Raw genomic sequence first — 14,534 nt, 5'->3', positions numbered from 1 at the left:
CGTTCTGTGTTCGACGTTAGATGTTCAACGTTCGACGTTTAATACCGGCCAGGAAGGTGAAGCCTCTCTTTCAGCAATACTCTCTAAACATTTTCGTCTAAATGGTTACGCCGCTGAAGTCGCTGCCGAAGAACGGCCAATTCTTCGGGACTAACCTCCTCTTCAACTTCCTCTTCTCCCGGTAAAAAGCGAAAAACGCGCGCGCCCTCTTTCCCCTGCCGGACGCGGAAGCGAAAAGGATAGTCAGCTAAGGTGGCGGCGGCGTTTAGCTGCTCCACGAAACGCACCAGGCGCTCGCCGTCCGCCAGGACCCGGCCGACTTCCGGAACAAAATCCGCCCGCACCTGCTGGTCCCCGCGCGCCATCCCTTCCCGCCGCACCTGGTCGAATTCAAAGACGATCTGCGACTGAAGCCCACCGGCTCCTATCTTCATGCGCGACCACCGGCCTTACGGCGCGGAAGCGGTTGGGCCTTTACGTCCTACACGGACTGGTTGACAAGGCCAACCTCCCGCGGCGCTACTGCATAGTCGTTTTTCAACCTCGCTCTGGAGAGAAGACGGGCCACGGTTTCTTCAACCGTAAGCGCCCGCTCAATGAGGAAATAGAGTCGCGCCTGGAAGAGCAATAAAACCGAAGCGTACTTCTGAAGGCGCTGGCTCAGTTCGGCAAGAGGCCCTCTGAACTCAACGGGAAGAGCGCCTGGCAGATCGCTGAGCCTGCAGTTCTTTGGTAAATGTAGTTCCTCCTCTAACTGCTGTTGCAGCACCTGCCGCTCTTTTTCCAGGTTAACGAGCAAACCGGATAGCTCTTCCTGCCGGGCCGCCGCCTTTAAGATTCGGGCATGGTCGCCGTTAACGAAGGCTTCGATCTCCTCTTCCGCCACCGTGATGATCTCTTTCAGCACCGCACTCTCTTCTTCGAGAAGACCGATCAGGCGCGTGCACCTCTCCATCTATTCCCTTCCTCCCCCGTGGTACGCAGTCAAGAAGAATTCCCGATTAAAAAACGGCGGTTACGACCGCCGGTCTAAGCGTAGTTCCTCTATGATCCCCGCCGCAATCTTTTGGGGGTCGGGTTTATAGGTCCCCGCCTCGATCTCCTGACGGAGCTTTGCCACCAGATCTTCCCGCACGTCGGGAATCGCCTGGAGCCGCTTTTGCAGCTCCTGCAGCTCCTGAATTGCGGTGGAGGGTTCAAAGCTATCCGCCGGCCGGTCAGGCTTCGCCGCTTTCTCCGGCTGCCGCTTCTTTTGTTGTATCTCGTAAAGCCTGACGACATCCGTTCTGTTGTTCGTCGGCCCAACCTTCATCCCGCATCAGTCCCTTCAAAACCACCTTCTATAGCGCTTTATCGGCAGGCACCAAGACACCTTTATAGTGCTAAGGTCCTATATCTGGATAATTCCGCATCCTCAGAACATTATACCTCATTAACAATTTCCGCAGCGATTCTTTGTAGCGGCACCACTTTGTCGACCACGCCTAATTCAATCGCCGCCTTCGGCATCCCGAAGACAACACAGCTCTCCTCCGCCTCGGCGATGGTGCGCCCCTGCCGCTTCTTGATCTCTTTCATGCCGAGAGCACCGTCCCTACCCATCCCGGTGAGGAGCACTCCCAAAACTTTCGGCCCGCGGACCTGAGCAGCCGCGGTCATTACCCCATCTACGGAGGGATGAAAAACCCCTGGCGCCGGCCGCCCCCTCCGAGCTACCAGCTTGACTTTAACCTGACCGGAACGGTCATTTTCGAAATAGAAGTCGGCGCCGGCGGGCGCAACCAAAACCTGCCCGGGCAAGACAAGATCGCCGTCAGCGGCATGTTTAACCCGAAGCGACGCCCGCCTGGCCAAATGCTCTGACAGGGGACCGGTAAAACCGACGGGCATGTGCTGGACTACGACGACCGCGGCCGGGAGATCGGCAGGAAGAGCTGGGATGATCACCTGTAGGGCTGCCGGTCCGCCGGTTGAACAACCAATCACCACCAAATCCCGCCGCCCGCCAGCAGGTGCCGTAGCTTTTCTTGGCTGTTGCGGGACCGTCTCTTGTCTTACCCCGAGAATCTTTCTTAAGGAAACAGACGCAGCCGCCTTGACCTTTGCCGCTAACTCACCTACCACCGCGGTTATTTCCGCCGTACTAGCCGGTTTAGGCATAAAATCAACGGCGCCAAGGGCTAGCGCCTCAAGGGTAGCTTGGCTTCCTGGCCGGGTGTGGCTACTTAACATCACCACCGGAAGCGGGTAGGTTTTCATCAACTCCCTGAGGGTGCTCAGACCGTCGCGCACGGGCATCTCGATGTCCAGGACGATTACGTCCGGCTTGAGTTTCGGGATTTTTTCGAGTGCTTCCTGCCCATTGGAAGCTGTTCCTACCAACTCGATTTCCGGATCTTCCGCCAGCAGTCCGCCGATGACCCGGCGGACCAGCGCCGAGTCGTCAACCATCATTACCTTAACTGGCGGCATAAAGCGCCTCCTCCGCCACGCCCCGCGTCACTTCCTGAGTTAGCGCCCGGGCATCGACGATGAGCGCCACCCGGCCGTCACCCAGGATCGTAGCGCCTGAGAGACCGGGGATGCGGCCCAGGTATTCCCCGAGCGATTTAATAACGATCTCCTGCTCCCCTAAGAGCTCTTCGACCACTACCCCGACACGCCGGTTCCCCACGCCGATGATGACCACGTAAAGCCGTGAATCGCCAATCCTCTGCCCGCCGAAGTACTCGGCCAGGCAGATAAGCGGCAGCACTTTCCCGCGGACGATAATCACTTCCGTGTTCTGAATCCTTTTTACTTCCTGCGGCGAAATCCGGATGGTTTCCATCACGTTGGTGAGCGGGAAAGCGTACACCTCGCCGCTCACGGAAACCATCAACGCGCGGATGATGGCGAGGGTAAGCGGCAGTTTAATCTCGAACTCGGTCCCCTGCCCTAAGACCGAGTTCATTTCGATGTGGCCGTTAATCTGCTCGATATTTTTTCTGACGACATCGAGCCCAACACCGCGTCCTGAAAGGTCGGTTACCTCTTGGGCCGTAGAGAACCCTGGCAGAAAAACAAAATTTAAGATTTCGCGTTCTGTCAAGCGTCCAGCCATCTCTGCGTCTACCAGACCCCGCTCCACGGCCTTCTTCCGGATGCGCTCGACATCCATCCCCCGCCCGTCGTCCTTCACCAGAATGACAATGTGGTTCTCCTGGTGGAAAGCCTTGAGCAATACCGTGCCGGTCCGCGGTTTCCCAACCCGCACCCGCTCCTCGGGAGACTCAATTCCGTGGTCCACGGCGTTCCGGAGCAGGTGGATCAGCGGGTCCCCGATCACCTCGATCACGTTGCGGTCGAGCTCGGTATCTTTACCTTCAACGATAAAATTAATCTCTTTACCGAGCTTATGGGCTAAATCCCGCACCATTCGCGGAAAACGGTTGAAAACCTGAGCTATGGGGAGCATCCGTGCCTTCATGATCTGTTCCTGAAGGTCGTTGGTTAGCTGGCCCAAGTGGTTGGAGATTTCGTTTAAAACGTCAACCAGATCGTCAGAACCGTAACGGCTGCGGAAGATAGCCGCAAAACGGTCCAGGCGCGTCCGGTCGATGACCAGTTCGCCAACGAGGTTCATCAGGTTATCGAGCTTCTGCACGTCCACCCGGACGGTTTTGGCCTGCTTTACACCCTCTTCCCGCTCCCGCGTCGCCCCGGAAGCACCCTGCTTTCCCGCGGGGGTGACCGCCTGCGAGCTCCCCGCCACCCCGGACGCCGTCACGCTTACGGCCTCGTCTTCCGGCAGGTTAATCGTTTCCACGCTCACATCGGCGATCTCAGAAATGGTCAGCAGCAGGTGTCTGATGCGGCCGGCATCCTCCTGCGTCAGTAGCACCACTTCGAAGGTGGTGTCAAACTTGCCTTCTTGCAGATCTTCGGCAGGCGGGACCGCCTTGATGATTTCACCCTGTTCCTGTAAGGTCTGAAAAACGAGGTACGCCCGCACCGATTTCATCTGGCATTCCGCATCTACCACTACTTTGATCCAGTAGGCCTGCATACCCCGCACATAAGCTGCCCGGATCACCTCCTCCTCCGCTTCCGTAAGGCTAAAAGCGCTGCCGGAGGAAGAAGAGGTTGCTGCCGCGGGGATTCCCCCCGCCATGTTTTCGGCACCCTCACCCGGGAGAAAGCGTCTCAGTTTGGCGACCACTGGTTCGATGTCGACCGGCGCCGCCTGTTCGGTAATCTCGTCCCGGAGCGATTTTAGCGTATCGAGCGCCTCAAAAAGGACGTCAATCATTTCGGTGGAAACGCGCAACCGCCCCTGGCGCAGGTTATCGAAGAGATTCTCCATCTCGTGCGTCAGGCGCGACATGCGGTCGTAACCCATGATCGCCGAAGAGCCTTTGACGGTATGCGCCGCCCGGAAGATTTCCTGTAAAACCTGCGGATCGTCAGCCTCTTTTTCGAGAAGCAGGAAGTTGTCGTTGAGAATCTGGATTTTTTCTTCTAATTCGTCTAAGAATACGCTAATCTCCGCGTCCGAAAACATGTTATTCCTCCTCACGCCGTGGCTTCAAAAGCGGCTTCTGCTTCTTCGAGGGCCTCCCTTTCATTTTCGTAGAGGATTTTTTGCAGGTTCAGGAGGATAATCATCCGCTCCTCCCAGAGCGCAATCCCGCGAAGGTAAGCAACATCCACGCCGTCAACCACCGCTGGCGGTGGTTCGATGGTTTCCGCAGGGATGCGCAGCACCTCGAGGACCGCATCAACAATCATGCCGATGGTCATGCCCCCGATCTCCACGATGATAATGCGGCTCTGTCGGGTCTGCTCCCCTTCGGGCAAGCCAAAGCGCTTCCGCAAATCGATCACCGGAATGATGCGGCCCCGGAGGTTGATGACCCCTTCCACAAACTCCGGCGCCCTGGGAACCCGGGTAATGCTCTCCATCCGGATAATCTCCGCCACCGCACCGATATCTACACCGTACGTCTGCTCCGCTAACTTAAAAACCACGATCTGCTCTTCCCTGCCGGTAACCTCTGCCTTTTGCGCCATCCTTAATTCCTCCCCGAAAAGGCTCTCCTGAGCGAAAGATTTTCATATCCTTATATTCGTCTCGGGCCGCATAAAACTTAACCGCCCGCATCCCACCCTTTTGGCCTGCCCCGGGAGCATAAAATTTTTCCCCAAACCCCTGAAGGACCCCCCCTGCCATTGCCGAATAATAGGATGAAAAAGCGAATCTTGTCAAAAGAGGGTAGGGGTATGGATATAGCGACCATCTTAGGTATCACCATAGGCATCGCCTCGCTGCTGGTGGGCTTTGTATTGGAAGGCGGACACATCGGTATGCTCATCGCCCCCTCGGCCATGATCATCATTTTCGGCGGCACCCTAGGCGCTACAATGGCCGGGTTTGCCCTCCACGAGATCATGCTGATCCCTAAGCTCTTCAAGGTGATCCTTTTTGCCAAGCCGATTGACGAACGGGCGCTCATCGATAAGATAGTGGAACTGGCTGAAAAGGCCCGCCGGGAGGGACTGCTCTACCTCGAAAATCAGCTGGGCGAAATCGAGTCGCCCTTTCTCCGGAAGGGAGTCCAGTTAGTGGTTGACGGAACAGATCCCGACCTCGTCCGGAGCATCATGGAAAACGAGATGTACTCGCTCCAGGAACGGCATAAAATCGGCCAGGAGATCTTCATGCAGGCCGGGGGTTACGCACCGACCATGGGCATCATCGGCACCGTTATGGGACTCATTCACGTTTTGAGCAATCTTTCGACACCTGAGGCTCTGGGTCCGGCGATCGCGATGGCCTTTACCGCAACCCTTTACGGTGTCTCAAGCGCCAACCTAATCTATTTCCCGATCGCCTCTAGGCTCAAAAACCTAAGCGCGAAGGAAGAGATATCCTACCAGATCATTATCGAAGGGCTACTGGCGCTCCAGGCCGGTAACAACCCGATTCTGATCAGGGAGCGGCTGAACTCTTACCTCAATCCGAAGCTGCGGGGCCAGGAGGAAAGCGGAAAGGCAGAGGAGGCCTATGAAGCGTCATAAGAAACCGGAAAAAGAAGCAAACCACGAGCGGTGGCTGATCACCTACGCCGACCTCATTACCCTCCTGCTCATTTTTTTCATTGTGCTCTGGACCTTTAGTAACATCGACGCGAAAAAGTTCGCCGGGATCGCTGAATCACTGGCGAAGGCGCTCGGTGGCGGTGCGGGTATGGTGCTCGAAGGGCCCGGGCCCTCGGTTGTCGCCGGCGCACCCGTTTCTGAAGACAGGGTAGAAACCAAGTTCAATTTAAGCGCCGAAACGAAGGAAAACTTGCAGCTCCAGAAAATAAAAGAGCAGATCGAAAAATACGCCAAAGAACAGGGCTTGGCTGGCAAAGTTACCGCCCGGATCGAAGAGCGCGGCGTGGTCGTCAGTATCCAAGAAACGGTGCTCTTCCCGTTAGGGTCAGCCGAACTTACCCCCCAGGCGCGGGAGATCGTCCGCAAGGTCGGCCAGATCTTGCTCACCACGGATAACTATATCCGCGTTGAGGGGCACACCTGCGACCTCCCCATCCATACTGCCCGCTTTCCTTCAAACTGGGAACTTTCGGTCGCTCGGGCCACAAGCGTGGTGGAGGAACTGCTGCATGCCGTTCATTTCCCACCCGAGCGTCTCGCGGCCTCGGGCTACGCCGAGTACCGGCCCATCGCGCCGAACAATTCAGAAGCCAACCGGCAGCGCAACCGCCGGGTCGATTTCGTTGTCCTCCGCTCGCGCTACAAGGAAACCGAGCCGGGCGTCCTGCCGGAATTCTTTTACGCAAAACCCAAGATAGCACCGTAAGACTCTTTTTAGGCCACGGAGCGGTTGAACTGCCTAATCATCACGGATGTGGTCAACACCGCGACGGCCACGAGCACCAGCACCCCCGGCCAGATTTCCCGCCACACCCAACCCTGTGTCGCCACGGTCCGCATCGGGCCTACTGCGTAGGAAAGCGGGTTGAACTTCGCTATCCACCGGAGCCACTCGGGCATCGCCTGGGTCGGGAAGATGGCGTTGCTGGTAAACATTAGCGGCATCGTGAAGAAGTTCATGATGGCGAACAAGGCCTCGTGGGACTTCAGCACCGCGGCAAAAGAAAGGGAAACCCCGCCCATAATCAGCCCGAAAAGGCTGGCAACCGTAAGCATGAACAGGATCCCCGGTACGCCGGTCACGATGTGCACCCCTAACAGAAGCGCGATTACCGCGATCAATAGCGCCTGAAAGAGCGATTGCACCACGAGCGCCGCGAGTTTTCCCACCGGGATAGCGGCCCGGTGGATGGGGGCGGTGAGCATCTTGTTCAAGAAGCCTATCCGCCGGTCCCAGAGGATCGAGGTCCCGCCGAAAACACCCCCGAAAAGAGCGGTCATGATCATCACGCCCGGGGTCATAAAGTCGAGGTAGTTGCCGGTGCCTAACATTCTTGCGGCCACCGGGTTGTTGGTGAGCCCGGACATGGCGTTCCCCATCAGCGCAAGCCACACCACCGGCTGCACCACCGCCATCAGGAGCCGCGACTTCTGCCGGCCGAGTTTTTTCATCTCCCGCCAGAAGACCCAGTAAACATCTGCGATAAGCCTCTGCATTACCGCCTGACCCTCCTCATTATCAGCCGCGCCCGCAGCGCCTCTTCCCTGCCGCCGCCGCTCTCCCGCATCTCCCGGCCGGTATAGTGCAGGAAGACATCGTCGAGCGAAGGCTGCTTAAAAGAAATGGCGGCGATCTTCACCGGGAAACCGCTCAGCGCCTCAAAAAGTGATGGAATTGCCGCTTCGCCGTTAGTCACGGTAGCCACGTAGCCCTTTTCCCCATTACTGGTCACATTGCTCACAAAGTCCAAGCCGCGGATGCGACCGAGCGCCGCATTTACCGCCCCGGGCTCGCCGCCGGCAAACTTGAAGGTTACCACCCCGCTCCCCAAAGAGCTTTTCAAATTGGCCGGCGTATCAATCACCTTAATCTTACCCTGGTCGATGATGGCAATCCGGTCACACAGAACGTCCGCTTCCTCCATGTAGTGGGTGGTAACGAAAATGGTCATTCCTTCCTTTTCCCGCAAGTCGTTGATGTAACGCCAGATCTCCCTGCGGGTCTGGATATCCAGCCCCAGGGTAGGCTCGTCAAGGAAGAGCAGCCGGGGCCGGTGGATGAGCCCGCAGGCGATGTCCAGCCGCTTCCGCATCCCGCCCGAATATGTCTCCACCAGGTTCTGGGCCCTCTCCTTAAGCCCGACCATTTCCAGAACCGCCGTGATCCTTTGCGCCACCTCGTCGCGCGGGATGCGGTAGAAACCCGCCTGGAGCCGCAGGTTTTCGTAGCCGGTCAGGGCGTCGTCCACGGCCAGGTCCTGGGAAACATAGCCTATCGCCAGGCGCACCTGGTAAGCTTGCCTGGTTATATCCATCCCCGCCACCCGGGCGGTACCGCCGGTAGGGCGCAAGAGGGTGGTCAGCATGGCGATGGTAGTCGATTTCCCGGCACCGTTCGGGCCGAGGAAGCCAAAGATCTCCCCCTCCGCCACCGTAAAGCTAACCCCGTCCACCGCGGTTATCCCGCCGGGGAAGATTTTGGTCAGGCTTTCGGCCTCAATCATTTTGCCCATCCGTGTCACCCCTGGCCACAGCGTTATTCTCGAGAACCCGCTTCAGCGTCGTAAGCCCTTCTATTATCTTGTACAGTTCCTCTTCGCCGGCGCGGCTCAAGATCGCATCCATATATTCGTTCACTCTCGCGTGTAAATCATCGTGCAGGGCCGCGAACTTTTCGGTAAGTTCAACGTGAACCACCCGCCGGTCTTTCTCACTCCTCGTCCTGGTAACAAAACCCCGGCCCTCAAGCCGGTCCAGAATGCCGGAAACGGTACTATCCTTAAGTCTAAGCTCCGCACTGATTTCGTGGACCGTGGCCCTGCCTCTTTTGCGCAGCACGTGAATAACGCTGAGTTGGGGAAAGGTAAGTCCGGCATCCCGGAACAGGTGCCGCATTTCTTGCCGCAAAAGGTGGTTAACCTCCCGTAGCAGGGCCGCTACTTTAGCCCCCTTCGTAAACCCGGTCATCCTTCCTACCTCCCGCGGTATATGGCGGTAACTTTATACACTAAATATTCTTTCTGCGAACATTTTGGACACTAACAATTATCATTGTAGCACATCCATAACCAGAAAACAACGGGATTAAAAAATAAAAAAGGGCTCGTTCTCGTAGAGCCCTGCGGTGAAACAAACTCTGTTTGCTTAAAGCAAATAATTTTACACCGGTAACACCTTTTAAATGGCTGGGCAAAGCACGTTCACTCTACCGTAACACTCTTGGCCAGGTTGCGCGGCCGGTCGACATCGCAGCCGCGGGCCACCGCCGCGTAGTAGGCAAAGAGCTGCAGCGGTACTACCGCTACCACCGGAGCCAACAGCGGATGAACCGGGGGCAAGCAAATTGCCTCGTCCGCCACCGCAACGATCTCGGCCGCCTTCGCACCGGTAACGGCGAGGACGTCGGCGCCCCGGGCCTTGACTTCCCGAATGTTGCTCTGCATCTTTTCCCAAAGGGCCGGTTGCGTGGCCAGAGCGATTACCGGCACACCCTCGGTTACGAGCGCCAGAGTGCCGTGCTTTAGCTCACCAGCGGCGTAGGCCTCGGCGTGGATGTAAGAAATCTCTTTGAGTTTCAGCGCTCCTTCACAGGCCACCGCCCAGTCCAAGCCCCGCCCGATGAAGAAGGTATGCTCCCAACCTTTGCGGGCCCCAGCTAACGCCGCGATCTCTTCTTCCCGGGCAAGCACAGCCTGCACGGTTTCTGATAACCCCGGCAGCCCGGCAGCGAGTTCCCGCAGGAGTTCCGGCGGTGCGCTCTCCCGCAACCTGGCCAAATATACGGCTAACAGGGTGAAAAGAACGACCTGGGCCACGTAAGCCTTCGTGGAAGCAACGGCGATCTCGGGGCCGGCCCAGGTATAAAGAACTTCGTGCGCCTCCCGGGCCACCGAACTGCCGACGACATTGGTGATCGCCAGCACCGTCGCTCCCTTCGCCTTGGCCTCCCGGAGGGCCGCAAGGGTATCCGCCGTTTCTCCCGACTGGCTCACCACCACCAAAAGGTCGCCCGGCCCGAGCAGCGGGTCACGGTACCGGAACTCGGAGGCGATATCGGCCTCCACCGGAATGCGTACCAGCCTCTCGATAAGCATCTTCCCGATGAGGCCGGCGTGGTAGGCCGTGCCGCAAGCGGTGATGTAGAGCCGGCGAAGCGACTTGAGAAACCCCGGATCGAGTTTCAACCCAGGGAAGGCGATTTCCGTCCCCTCAATCCGCCCGCGCAACGTTTCCCGGATGACCTGCGGCTGCTCGTGGATTTCCTTCAGCATGAAATGCGGGTAAGGCGCTTTTTCCGCCTGGGCCGCGTCCCAGTTTACCACAAAAACTTCTTTTGTCCGGGAGGAGCCGTTCCGGTCGTAGACGGTAACCCCTTCCGGCCGCACATCCGCTATTTCACCGTCATCCAGGACGTAGGTCCGGCGGGTGGCCGCCAGAATGGCCGGGATGTCTGACGCGACAAAGTTCTCATCTTCGCCGAGGCCCACGATCAACGGGCTGTCAAATCTTGCGGCAACCACACGTGTGGGTTCATCAACCGCTACTGCCGCTAAGGCAAAGGAGCCGCGCAGAAGCGGGATAACCCGTTTTACCGCTGATAGGAGATCACCCTCGTAAAACTCTTCTAACAGGTGCGGGATGACCTCAGTATCCGTTTCCGAAACAAACCTGTGCCCCTGGGCTACAAGCTGCTCCCGGAGCGCCAGGTAGTTTTCAATGATGCCGTTATGGACCACCGCCAGGCGGCCCGTGCAATCAAGGTGCGGGTGCGCGTTAGCATCAGTCGGGGCACCGTGGGTCGCCCACCGGGTATGCCCGATACCGGTGCGTCCCGGAGGGAAGTTGCCGTTCAGGGCCCCTTCGAGGACCGCAATTTTACCCTCCTTCTTACAAACCGCCACCCGGCCTTCGCCGATTACCGCAACGCCAGCGGAATCATAACCCCTGTACTCTAACCGTTTGAGCCCGGCAATTAAGAGAGGCAGCGCCTCCTGTTTTCCCGTGTAACCGATGATACCGCACATAACTAAAACCTCCCGTGAGGTTGCTAACCAAATGACAAACGCCGGCTGAAAGCACGGCGCCCGCAAAAACAAAAGATCTTTTAGGGGCAAAATAGCCATCCTTCGCCCTTTCCCACCTGGTGCTTTTGTCCTGGCGGTCGCCCGCCAGTTTTGTGACACCGCTTACGGCCGTGGGCAGCCGGGAGGCACCCGCCGAAAAACCTCGATTAACCTCCCCCTCGTCAACCGTTGCGCGGTGAGCTGCGCTCACCCCGACAACGGTTCTGGCGCTTGTTATTCACTTTTGGCCTTAAATTTGCACGCCTGCTTCCTGCCGCTCTTCTGCCTCACCCCCTTCGATGGCCCGGACGACAGCAGCAAGTTCATCTACCATCCGCAAGGTGGTATCGGGATCGCGGGCTTCAACCATAATCCGAATGACCGGCTCCGTGCCCGACGCGCGCACCAGAATGCGGCCGTCACCGGCAAGCCGCGCCTCCTGCTCCCGCACCGCTCTAGCCAAAAGCGGGCTCTTTAAAACCAGCTCCTTGTCGCGGACGCGGACGTTTTTAAGTAACTGTGGGTAGCGGCGGAGTTCCGCCGCTAAAGCGCCTAACGTCTTGCCCGACTCCTGCATTATTTTCAGGAGCATGAGCGCCGTGATAATGCCGTCCCCGGTTGTGTTATGGTCGAGAAAGATTACGTGCCCGGACTGCTCTCCGCCCAAAGCGGCCCCTACACGAAGCATCTCCTCGAGGACGTACCGGTCGCCTACTTTGGTCACCACCACGTTGATCCCGGACGACGCCAGAGTCCGGTGGAGTCCTAAGTTCGACATTACGGTGACCACAACGGTATTCCCAGGGAGCTTCTCTTTCGCTTTGAGGTAACGCGCCGCCGCGAGGATGATGGCGTCCCCGTCAACGATATTTCCTTTTTCATCGACGGCAATAAGCCGGTCGGCATCGCCGTCGAAGGCCAGGCCCAGGTCCGCACCGGTAGCGAAAACCAGCTCCTGGAGGACGTGTGGTTTTGTCGCGCCGCAGCCGCTGTTAATGTTAAGGCCGTCGGGCTCAACCCCTACCGGGATGATCTCTGCCCCCAGCACCCGTAAAAGCCGCGGGGCAATCTCGTAGGCCGCGCCGTGCGCGCAATCGACCGCAACCCGCAAACCTTCGAGCGTGCGGGGGCCCACAGTCAAGACGTGGGCCATATACCGGTCCGCAGCGTCCTTCACCGGAACCACCCGGCCGATACCGGCCCCCACTGGCGAAGGAACAGCCGCCATATCCCCCAGCACAAGCCCCTCAATCTCTTCTTCGACCGGATCAGGCAATTTATAACCGTCAGCCCCGAAAAATTTTATCCCGTTGTCGGGCGCAGGGTTATGGGAAGCCGAAATGACCACGCCGCCAGCGGCACCCAGGGTCCGCGTAAGATACGCCACCGCCGGAGTCGGCAGGACACCTAAAAGCAAAGCATTGACCCCCGCCGAGAGGATCCCGGCCACCACGGCTGCCTCTAACATCTCTCCCGACAAGCGGGTGTCGCGCCCCACCACAATACCCTTACCCGCACGCCGGGCCAGCACATAGGCGCCCGCCCGCCCCAACTTGAAGGCGAGATCGGGACTGAGCTCGCGGTTGGCCACACCGCGCACGCCGTCGGTACCAAAAAGAAGACCCACCGGGTCCAAGCCTCCTCCCGGCCTAAACTTTATTATGAAAAACGGTCGCTGTCAACCTTATTCTATCTTACGCGGGTCTTCAATAACTGGTTAGTCTGGAGCCGGATTCCCTGCCGCAGAAGCTCCGGCAGCAGCGTTTTTCTTGAGTAAACCGTAAGCGAAGCTATCCGCCAGCGCCTGCCAGCTCGCCTCGATGATGTTGGGAGAAACGCCAAGGGTAACCCAGGAACGGTGGCCGTCGCTCGTCTCGATCAATACCCGCACCACCGCACCCGTTCCGGCCGCCTCGTTGATTACGCGCACCTTATAGTCGATCAGGCGCATTCCCTTGATCGCCGGGTAAAACTGTTCCAAGGCCTTACGGAGCGCGTTATCGAGGGCGTTCACCGGCCCGTTGCCCTCGGCCGCGGTATGGACAATCTTTTCCCCTACCCGGAGCTTGATGGTGGCCTCCGAGTGGACAGCCCGGTTCTCTTTGAGCTCCGTCAGAATCCGGAGGCTCTCTAAAATGAAGGGTTTCTCGTAACCATTCGCAGCCCGCCGCACCAGGAGCTCGAAAGAGCCCTCGGCGCTTTCAAACTGGAATCCCTGGTGCTCAAGCTCCTTAAGCTGCCCCAGAACCTGGCGGGCCACCTCCCCTTCGTTGGGCAGATCAAGGTTGAGCTCGCGGATCTTGTAAAGCAGGTTGGAAAGCCCCGAAAGCTCCGAAACGAGTACCCGCCGCCGGTTGCCGACCGCTTCCGGATTAATGTGTTCGTAAGTGAGCGGATCCTTCATCAGGGCGCTCACGTGCACCCCGCCCTTATGGGAAAAGGCGCTCATTCCCACGTACGGCTGCTGGGGATTAGGGTGCATGTTGGCGATTTCGCTCACGTAGCGGGAAAGCTCCACCAGGTGCCGGAGTTTCTCCTCCGGAATGGTGTTCACCCCACACTTCAAGCTAAGGTTTGGCAGCACCGCACAGAGATCAGCATTCCCGCAGCGCTCGCCGTAGCCGTTGATCGTCCCCTGAACGTGCGTGGCGCCGGCCTGAACCGCCATCAGGGTGTTCGCTACCGCCATGCCGCCGTCGTTATGAGCATGGATACCCACGGGAACACTGAAGCGTTTGCAGACCAACTCTACCACTGCCTGGAGCTCCCAGGGCAGAGCACCGCCATTCGTATCGCAAAGGACGAGTACCGCCGCCCCGCCGGCAACCGCCGCTTCAAGGGTCGCCAGGGCATAAGCAGGGTTCGCTTTGTAGCCGTCGAAGAAATGCTCCGCGTCATAAACAACCTCCAGCCCCTGGTCCCGGAGGTACGCTACTGACTCCCGGATCATCGATAGGTTTTCCTCCAGGGAGGTACCGAGGGCCCGCGTGACGTGGAAGTCCCAGCTCTTCCCGAAAAGAGTAGCCGCCTTTACCCCCGACTTCAGGATCGCGGCAAGGTTTTCGTCATCGGCCGGCCGGGTGTTTTTCCGCCGCGTTGATCCGAAGGCCGTTACCGTAGCGTGCTGCAGCCCCAGCTCCCGAACACGCACAAAATACTCCATATCCTTCGGGTTGGAGCCCGGCCAGCCGCCTTCGACGTAGTGAAACCCCATCCGGTCGAGCTTGAGCGTAATTTTCAGCTTATCTTCGGCCGAGAAGGAGATACCCTCCGTCTGCGCCCCGTCGCGAAGCGTGGTATCGTAAACCGTTACCGCACGCATCGTCATCG

Annotated in this window: 14 protein-coding genes; 2 read left to right on the top strand and 12 right to left on the bottom strand. The window is 58.4% G+C overall.

Translation table 11 applies throughout. The features are described 5' to 3' along the window. Window positions 1-83 precede the first annotated feature (83 nt). From EDD75_RS09830 to EDD75_RS09805, 6 genes are all read right to left on the bottom strand, one after another. A complete protein-coding gene (locus tag EDD75_RS09830; protein ID WP_123931578.1) occupies window positions 84-434 on the bottom strand; it encodes a hypothetical protein in 351 nt (116 codons plus the stop codon). Window positions 435-481: 47 nt separating this feature from the next. Continuing rightward, window positions 482-955 (bottom strand): flagellar export chaperone FlgN, encoded by a 474-nt coding sequence (gene flgN / locus EDD75_RS09825; protein WP_123931576.1) that lies wholly within the window; start codon window positions 953-955, stop codon window positions 482-484. A gap of 60 nt (window positions 956-1,015) precedes the next feature. Continuing rightward, window positions 1,016-1,312, bottom strand: a complete 297-nt coding sequence (gene flgM / locus EDD75_RS09820; RefSeq protein ID WP_123931574.1) for a flagellar biosynthesis anti-sigma factor FlgM — start codon at window positions 1,310-1,312, stop codon at window positions 1,016-1,018. A 110-nt stretch (window positions 1,313-1,422) separates the two neighbouring features. After that, window positions 1,423-2,472: a chemotaxis-specific protein-glutamate methyltransferase CheB gene (gene cheB, locus EDD75_RS09815; protein WP_123931572.1), complete on the bottom strand. Its 1,050-nt coding sequence runs from the start codon at window positions 2,470-2,472 to the stop codon at window positions 1,423-1,425. Beyond that, window positions 2,459-4,543 (bottom strand): chemotaxis protein CheA, encoded by a 2,085-nt coding sequence (locus EDD75_RS09810; protein ID WP_123931571.1) that lies wholly within the window; start codon window positions 4,541-4,543, stop codon window positions 2,459-2,461. The genes cheB and EDD75_RS09810 overlap by 14 nt, the downstream gene beginning before the upstream one ends. Before the next feature lie 11 nt (window positions 4,544-4,554). Next, the gene (locus EDD75_RS09805; RefSeq protein ID WP_123931569.1) at window positions 4,555-5,052 is read right to left on the bottom strand and encodes a chemotaxis protein CheW; all 498 of its coding nucleotides are present in this window, start codon (window positions 5,050-5,052) and stop codon (window positions 4,555-4,557) included. Window positions 5,053-5,262: 210 nt separating this feature from the next. Between EDD75_RS09805 and EDD75_RS09800 the strand changes: the two genes are divergently transcribed. Both EDD75_RS09800 and EDD75_RS09795 read left to right on the top strand, forming a co-directional pair. Then, the gene (locus EDD75_RS09800) at window positions 5,263-6,060 is read left to right on the top strand and encodes a flagellar motor protein (RefSeq protein WP_123931567.1); all 798 of its coding nucleotides are present in this window, start codon (window positions 5,263-5,265) and stop codon (window positions 6,058-6,060) included. Continuing rightward, window positions 6,047-6,847 (top strand): OmpA/MotB family protein, encoded by an 801-nt coding sequence (locus EDD75_RS09795; protein ID WP_123931565.1) that lies wholly within the window; start codon window positions 6,047-6,049, stop codon window positions 6,845-6,847. Before EDD75_RS09800 ends, EDD75_RS09795 begins: the two co-directional genes overlap by 14 nt. Window positions 6,848-6,855: 8 nt before the next feature. Here EDD75_RS09795 and EDD75_RS09790 read toward each other — a convergent pair whose 3' ends face one another. The 6 genes from EDD75_RS09790 to cimA form a co-directional block, all read right to left on the bottom strand. Beyond that, window positions 6,856-7,638 carry an ABC transporter permease gene (locus EDD75_RS09790; protein WP_123931563.1) on the bottom strand — a complete coding sequence of 261 codons (783 nt, stop codon included), beginning with the start codon at window positions 7,636-7,638 and terminating at the stop codon, window positions 6,856-6,858. Then, complete coding sequence (locus tag EDD75_RS09785; protein ID WP_123931561.1) at window positions 7,638-8,654, bottom strand: ATP-binding cassette domain-containing protein; 1,017 nt, start codon at window positions 8,652-8,654, stop codon at window positions 7,638-7,640. The genes EDD75_RS09790 and EDD75_RS09785 overlap by 1 nt, the downstream gene beginning before the upstream one ends. After that, window positions 8,638-9,108: a MarR family winged helix-turn-helix transcriptional regulator gene (locus tag EDD75_RS09780; RefSeq protein WP_123931559.1), complete on the bottom strand. Its 471-nt coding sequence runs from the start codon at window positions 9,106-9,108 to the stop codon at window positions 8,638-8,640. Before EDD75_RS09780 ends, EDD75_RS09785 begins: the two co-directional genes overlap by 17 nt. A 233-nt stretch (window positions 9,109-9,341) precedes the next feature. Continuing rightward, on the bottom strand, window positions 9,342-11,165 hold the full coding sequence (gene glmS / locus EDD75_RS09775; protein ID WP_123931557.1) for a glutamine--fructose-6-phosphate transaminase (isomerizing): 1,824 nt from the start codon (window positions 11,163-11,165) through the stop codon (window positions 9,342-9,344). Between the two features lie 289 nt (window positions 11,166-11,454). Then, window positions 11,455-12,831 (bottom strand): phosphoglucosamine mutase, encoded by a 1,377-nt coding sequence (gene glmM, locus EDD75_RS09770; protein ID WP_123931555.1) that lies wholly within the window; start codon window positions 12,829-12,831, stop codon window positions 11,455-11,457. A gap of 90 nt (window positions 12,832-12,921) precedes the next feature. Then, on the bottom strand, window positions 12,922-14,526 hold the full coding sequence (gene cimA / locus EDD75_RS09765; protein ID WP_123931553.1) for a citramalate synthase: 1,605 nt from the start codon (window positions 14,524-14,526) through the stop codon (window positions 12,922-12,924). Window positions 14,527-14,534 lie beyond the last annotated feature (8 nt).

Source organism: Thermodesulfitimonas autotrophica (assembly GCF_003815015.1).
Classification (GTDB): domain Bacteria; phylum Bacillota; class Desulfotomaculia; order Desulfotomaculales; family Ammonificaceae; genus Thermodesulfitimonas; species Thermodesulfitimonas autotrophica.
The sequence above is the reverse complement of the archived record's forward strand: the minus strand, read 5'-3'. Positions and strand labels throughout refer to the sequence as shown.

What these genes read in the sequence shown, in the direction of transcription:
- EDD75_RS09830 (WP_123931578.1), bottom strand. Translation starts at nt 434, where the DNA reads ATGAAGATAGGAGCCGGTGGGCTTCAGTCGCAGATCGTCTTTGAATTC.
- flgN (WP_123931576.1), bottom strand. Translation starts at nt 955, where the DNA reads ATGGAGAGGTGCACGCGCCTGATCGGTCTTCTCGAAGAAGAGAGTGCG.
- flgM (WP_123931574.1), bottom strand. Translation starts at nt 1,312, where the DNA reads ATGAAGGTTGGGCCGACGAACAACAGAACGGATGTCGTCAGGCTTTAC.
- cheB (WP_123931572.1), bottom strand. Translation starts at nt 2,472, where the DNA reads ATGCCGCCAGTTAAGGTAATGATGGTTGACGACTCGGCGCTGGTCCGC.
- EDD75_RS09810 (WP_123931571.1), bottom strand. Translation starts at nt 4,543, where the DNA reads ATGTTTTCGGACGCGGAGATTAGCGTATTCTTAGACGAATTAGAAGAA.
- EDD75_RS09805 (WP_123931569.1), bottom strand. Translation starts at nt 5,052, where the DNA reads ATGGCGCAAAAGGCAGAGGTTACCGGCAGGGAAGAGCAGATCGTGGTT.
- EDD75_RS09800 (WP_123931567.1), top strand. Translation starts at nt 5,263, where the DNA reads ATGGATATAGCGACCATCTTAGGTATCACCATAGGCATCGCCTCGCTG.
- EDD75_RS09795 (WP_123931565.1), top strand. Translation starts at nt 6,047, where the DNA reads ATGAAGCGTCATAAGAAACCGGAAAAAGAAGCAAACCACGAGCGGTGG.
- EDD75_RS09790 (WP_123931563.1), bottom strand. Translation starts at nt 7,638, where the DNA reads ATGCAGAGGCTTATCGCAGATGTTTACTGGGTCTTCTGGCGGGAGATG.
- EDD75_RS09785 (WP_123931561.1), bottom strand. Translation starts at nt 8,654, where the DNA reads ATGGGCAAAATGATTGAGGCCGAAAGCCTGACCAAAATCTTCCCCGGC.
- EDD75_RS09780 (WP_123931559.1), bottom strand. Translation starts at nt 9,108, where the DNA reads ATGACCGGGTTTACGAAGGGGGCTAAAGTAGCGGCCCTGCTACGGGAG.
- glmS (WP_123931557.1), bottom strand. Translation starts at nt 11,165, where the DNA reads ATGTGCGGTATCATCGGTTACACGGGAAAACAGGAGGCGCTGCCTCTC.
- cimA (WP_123931553.1), bottom strand. Translation starts at nt 14,526, where the DNA reads ATGCGTGCGGTAACGGTTTACGATACCACGCTTCGCGACGGGGCGCAG.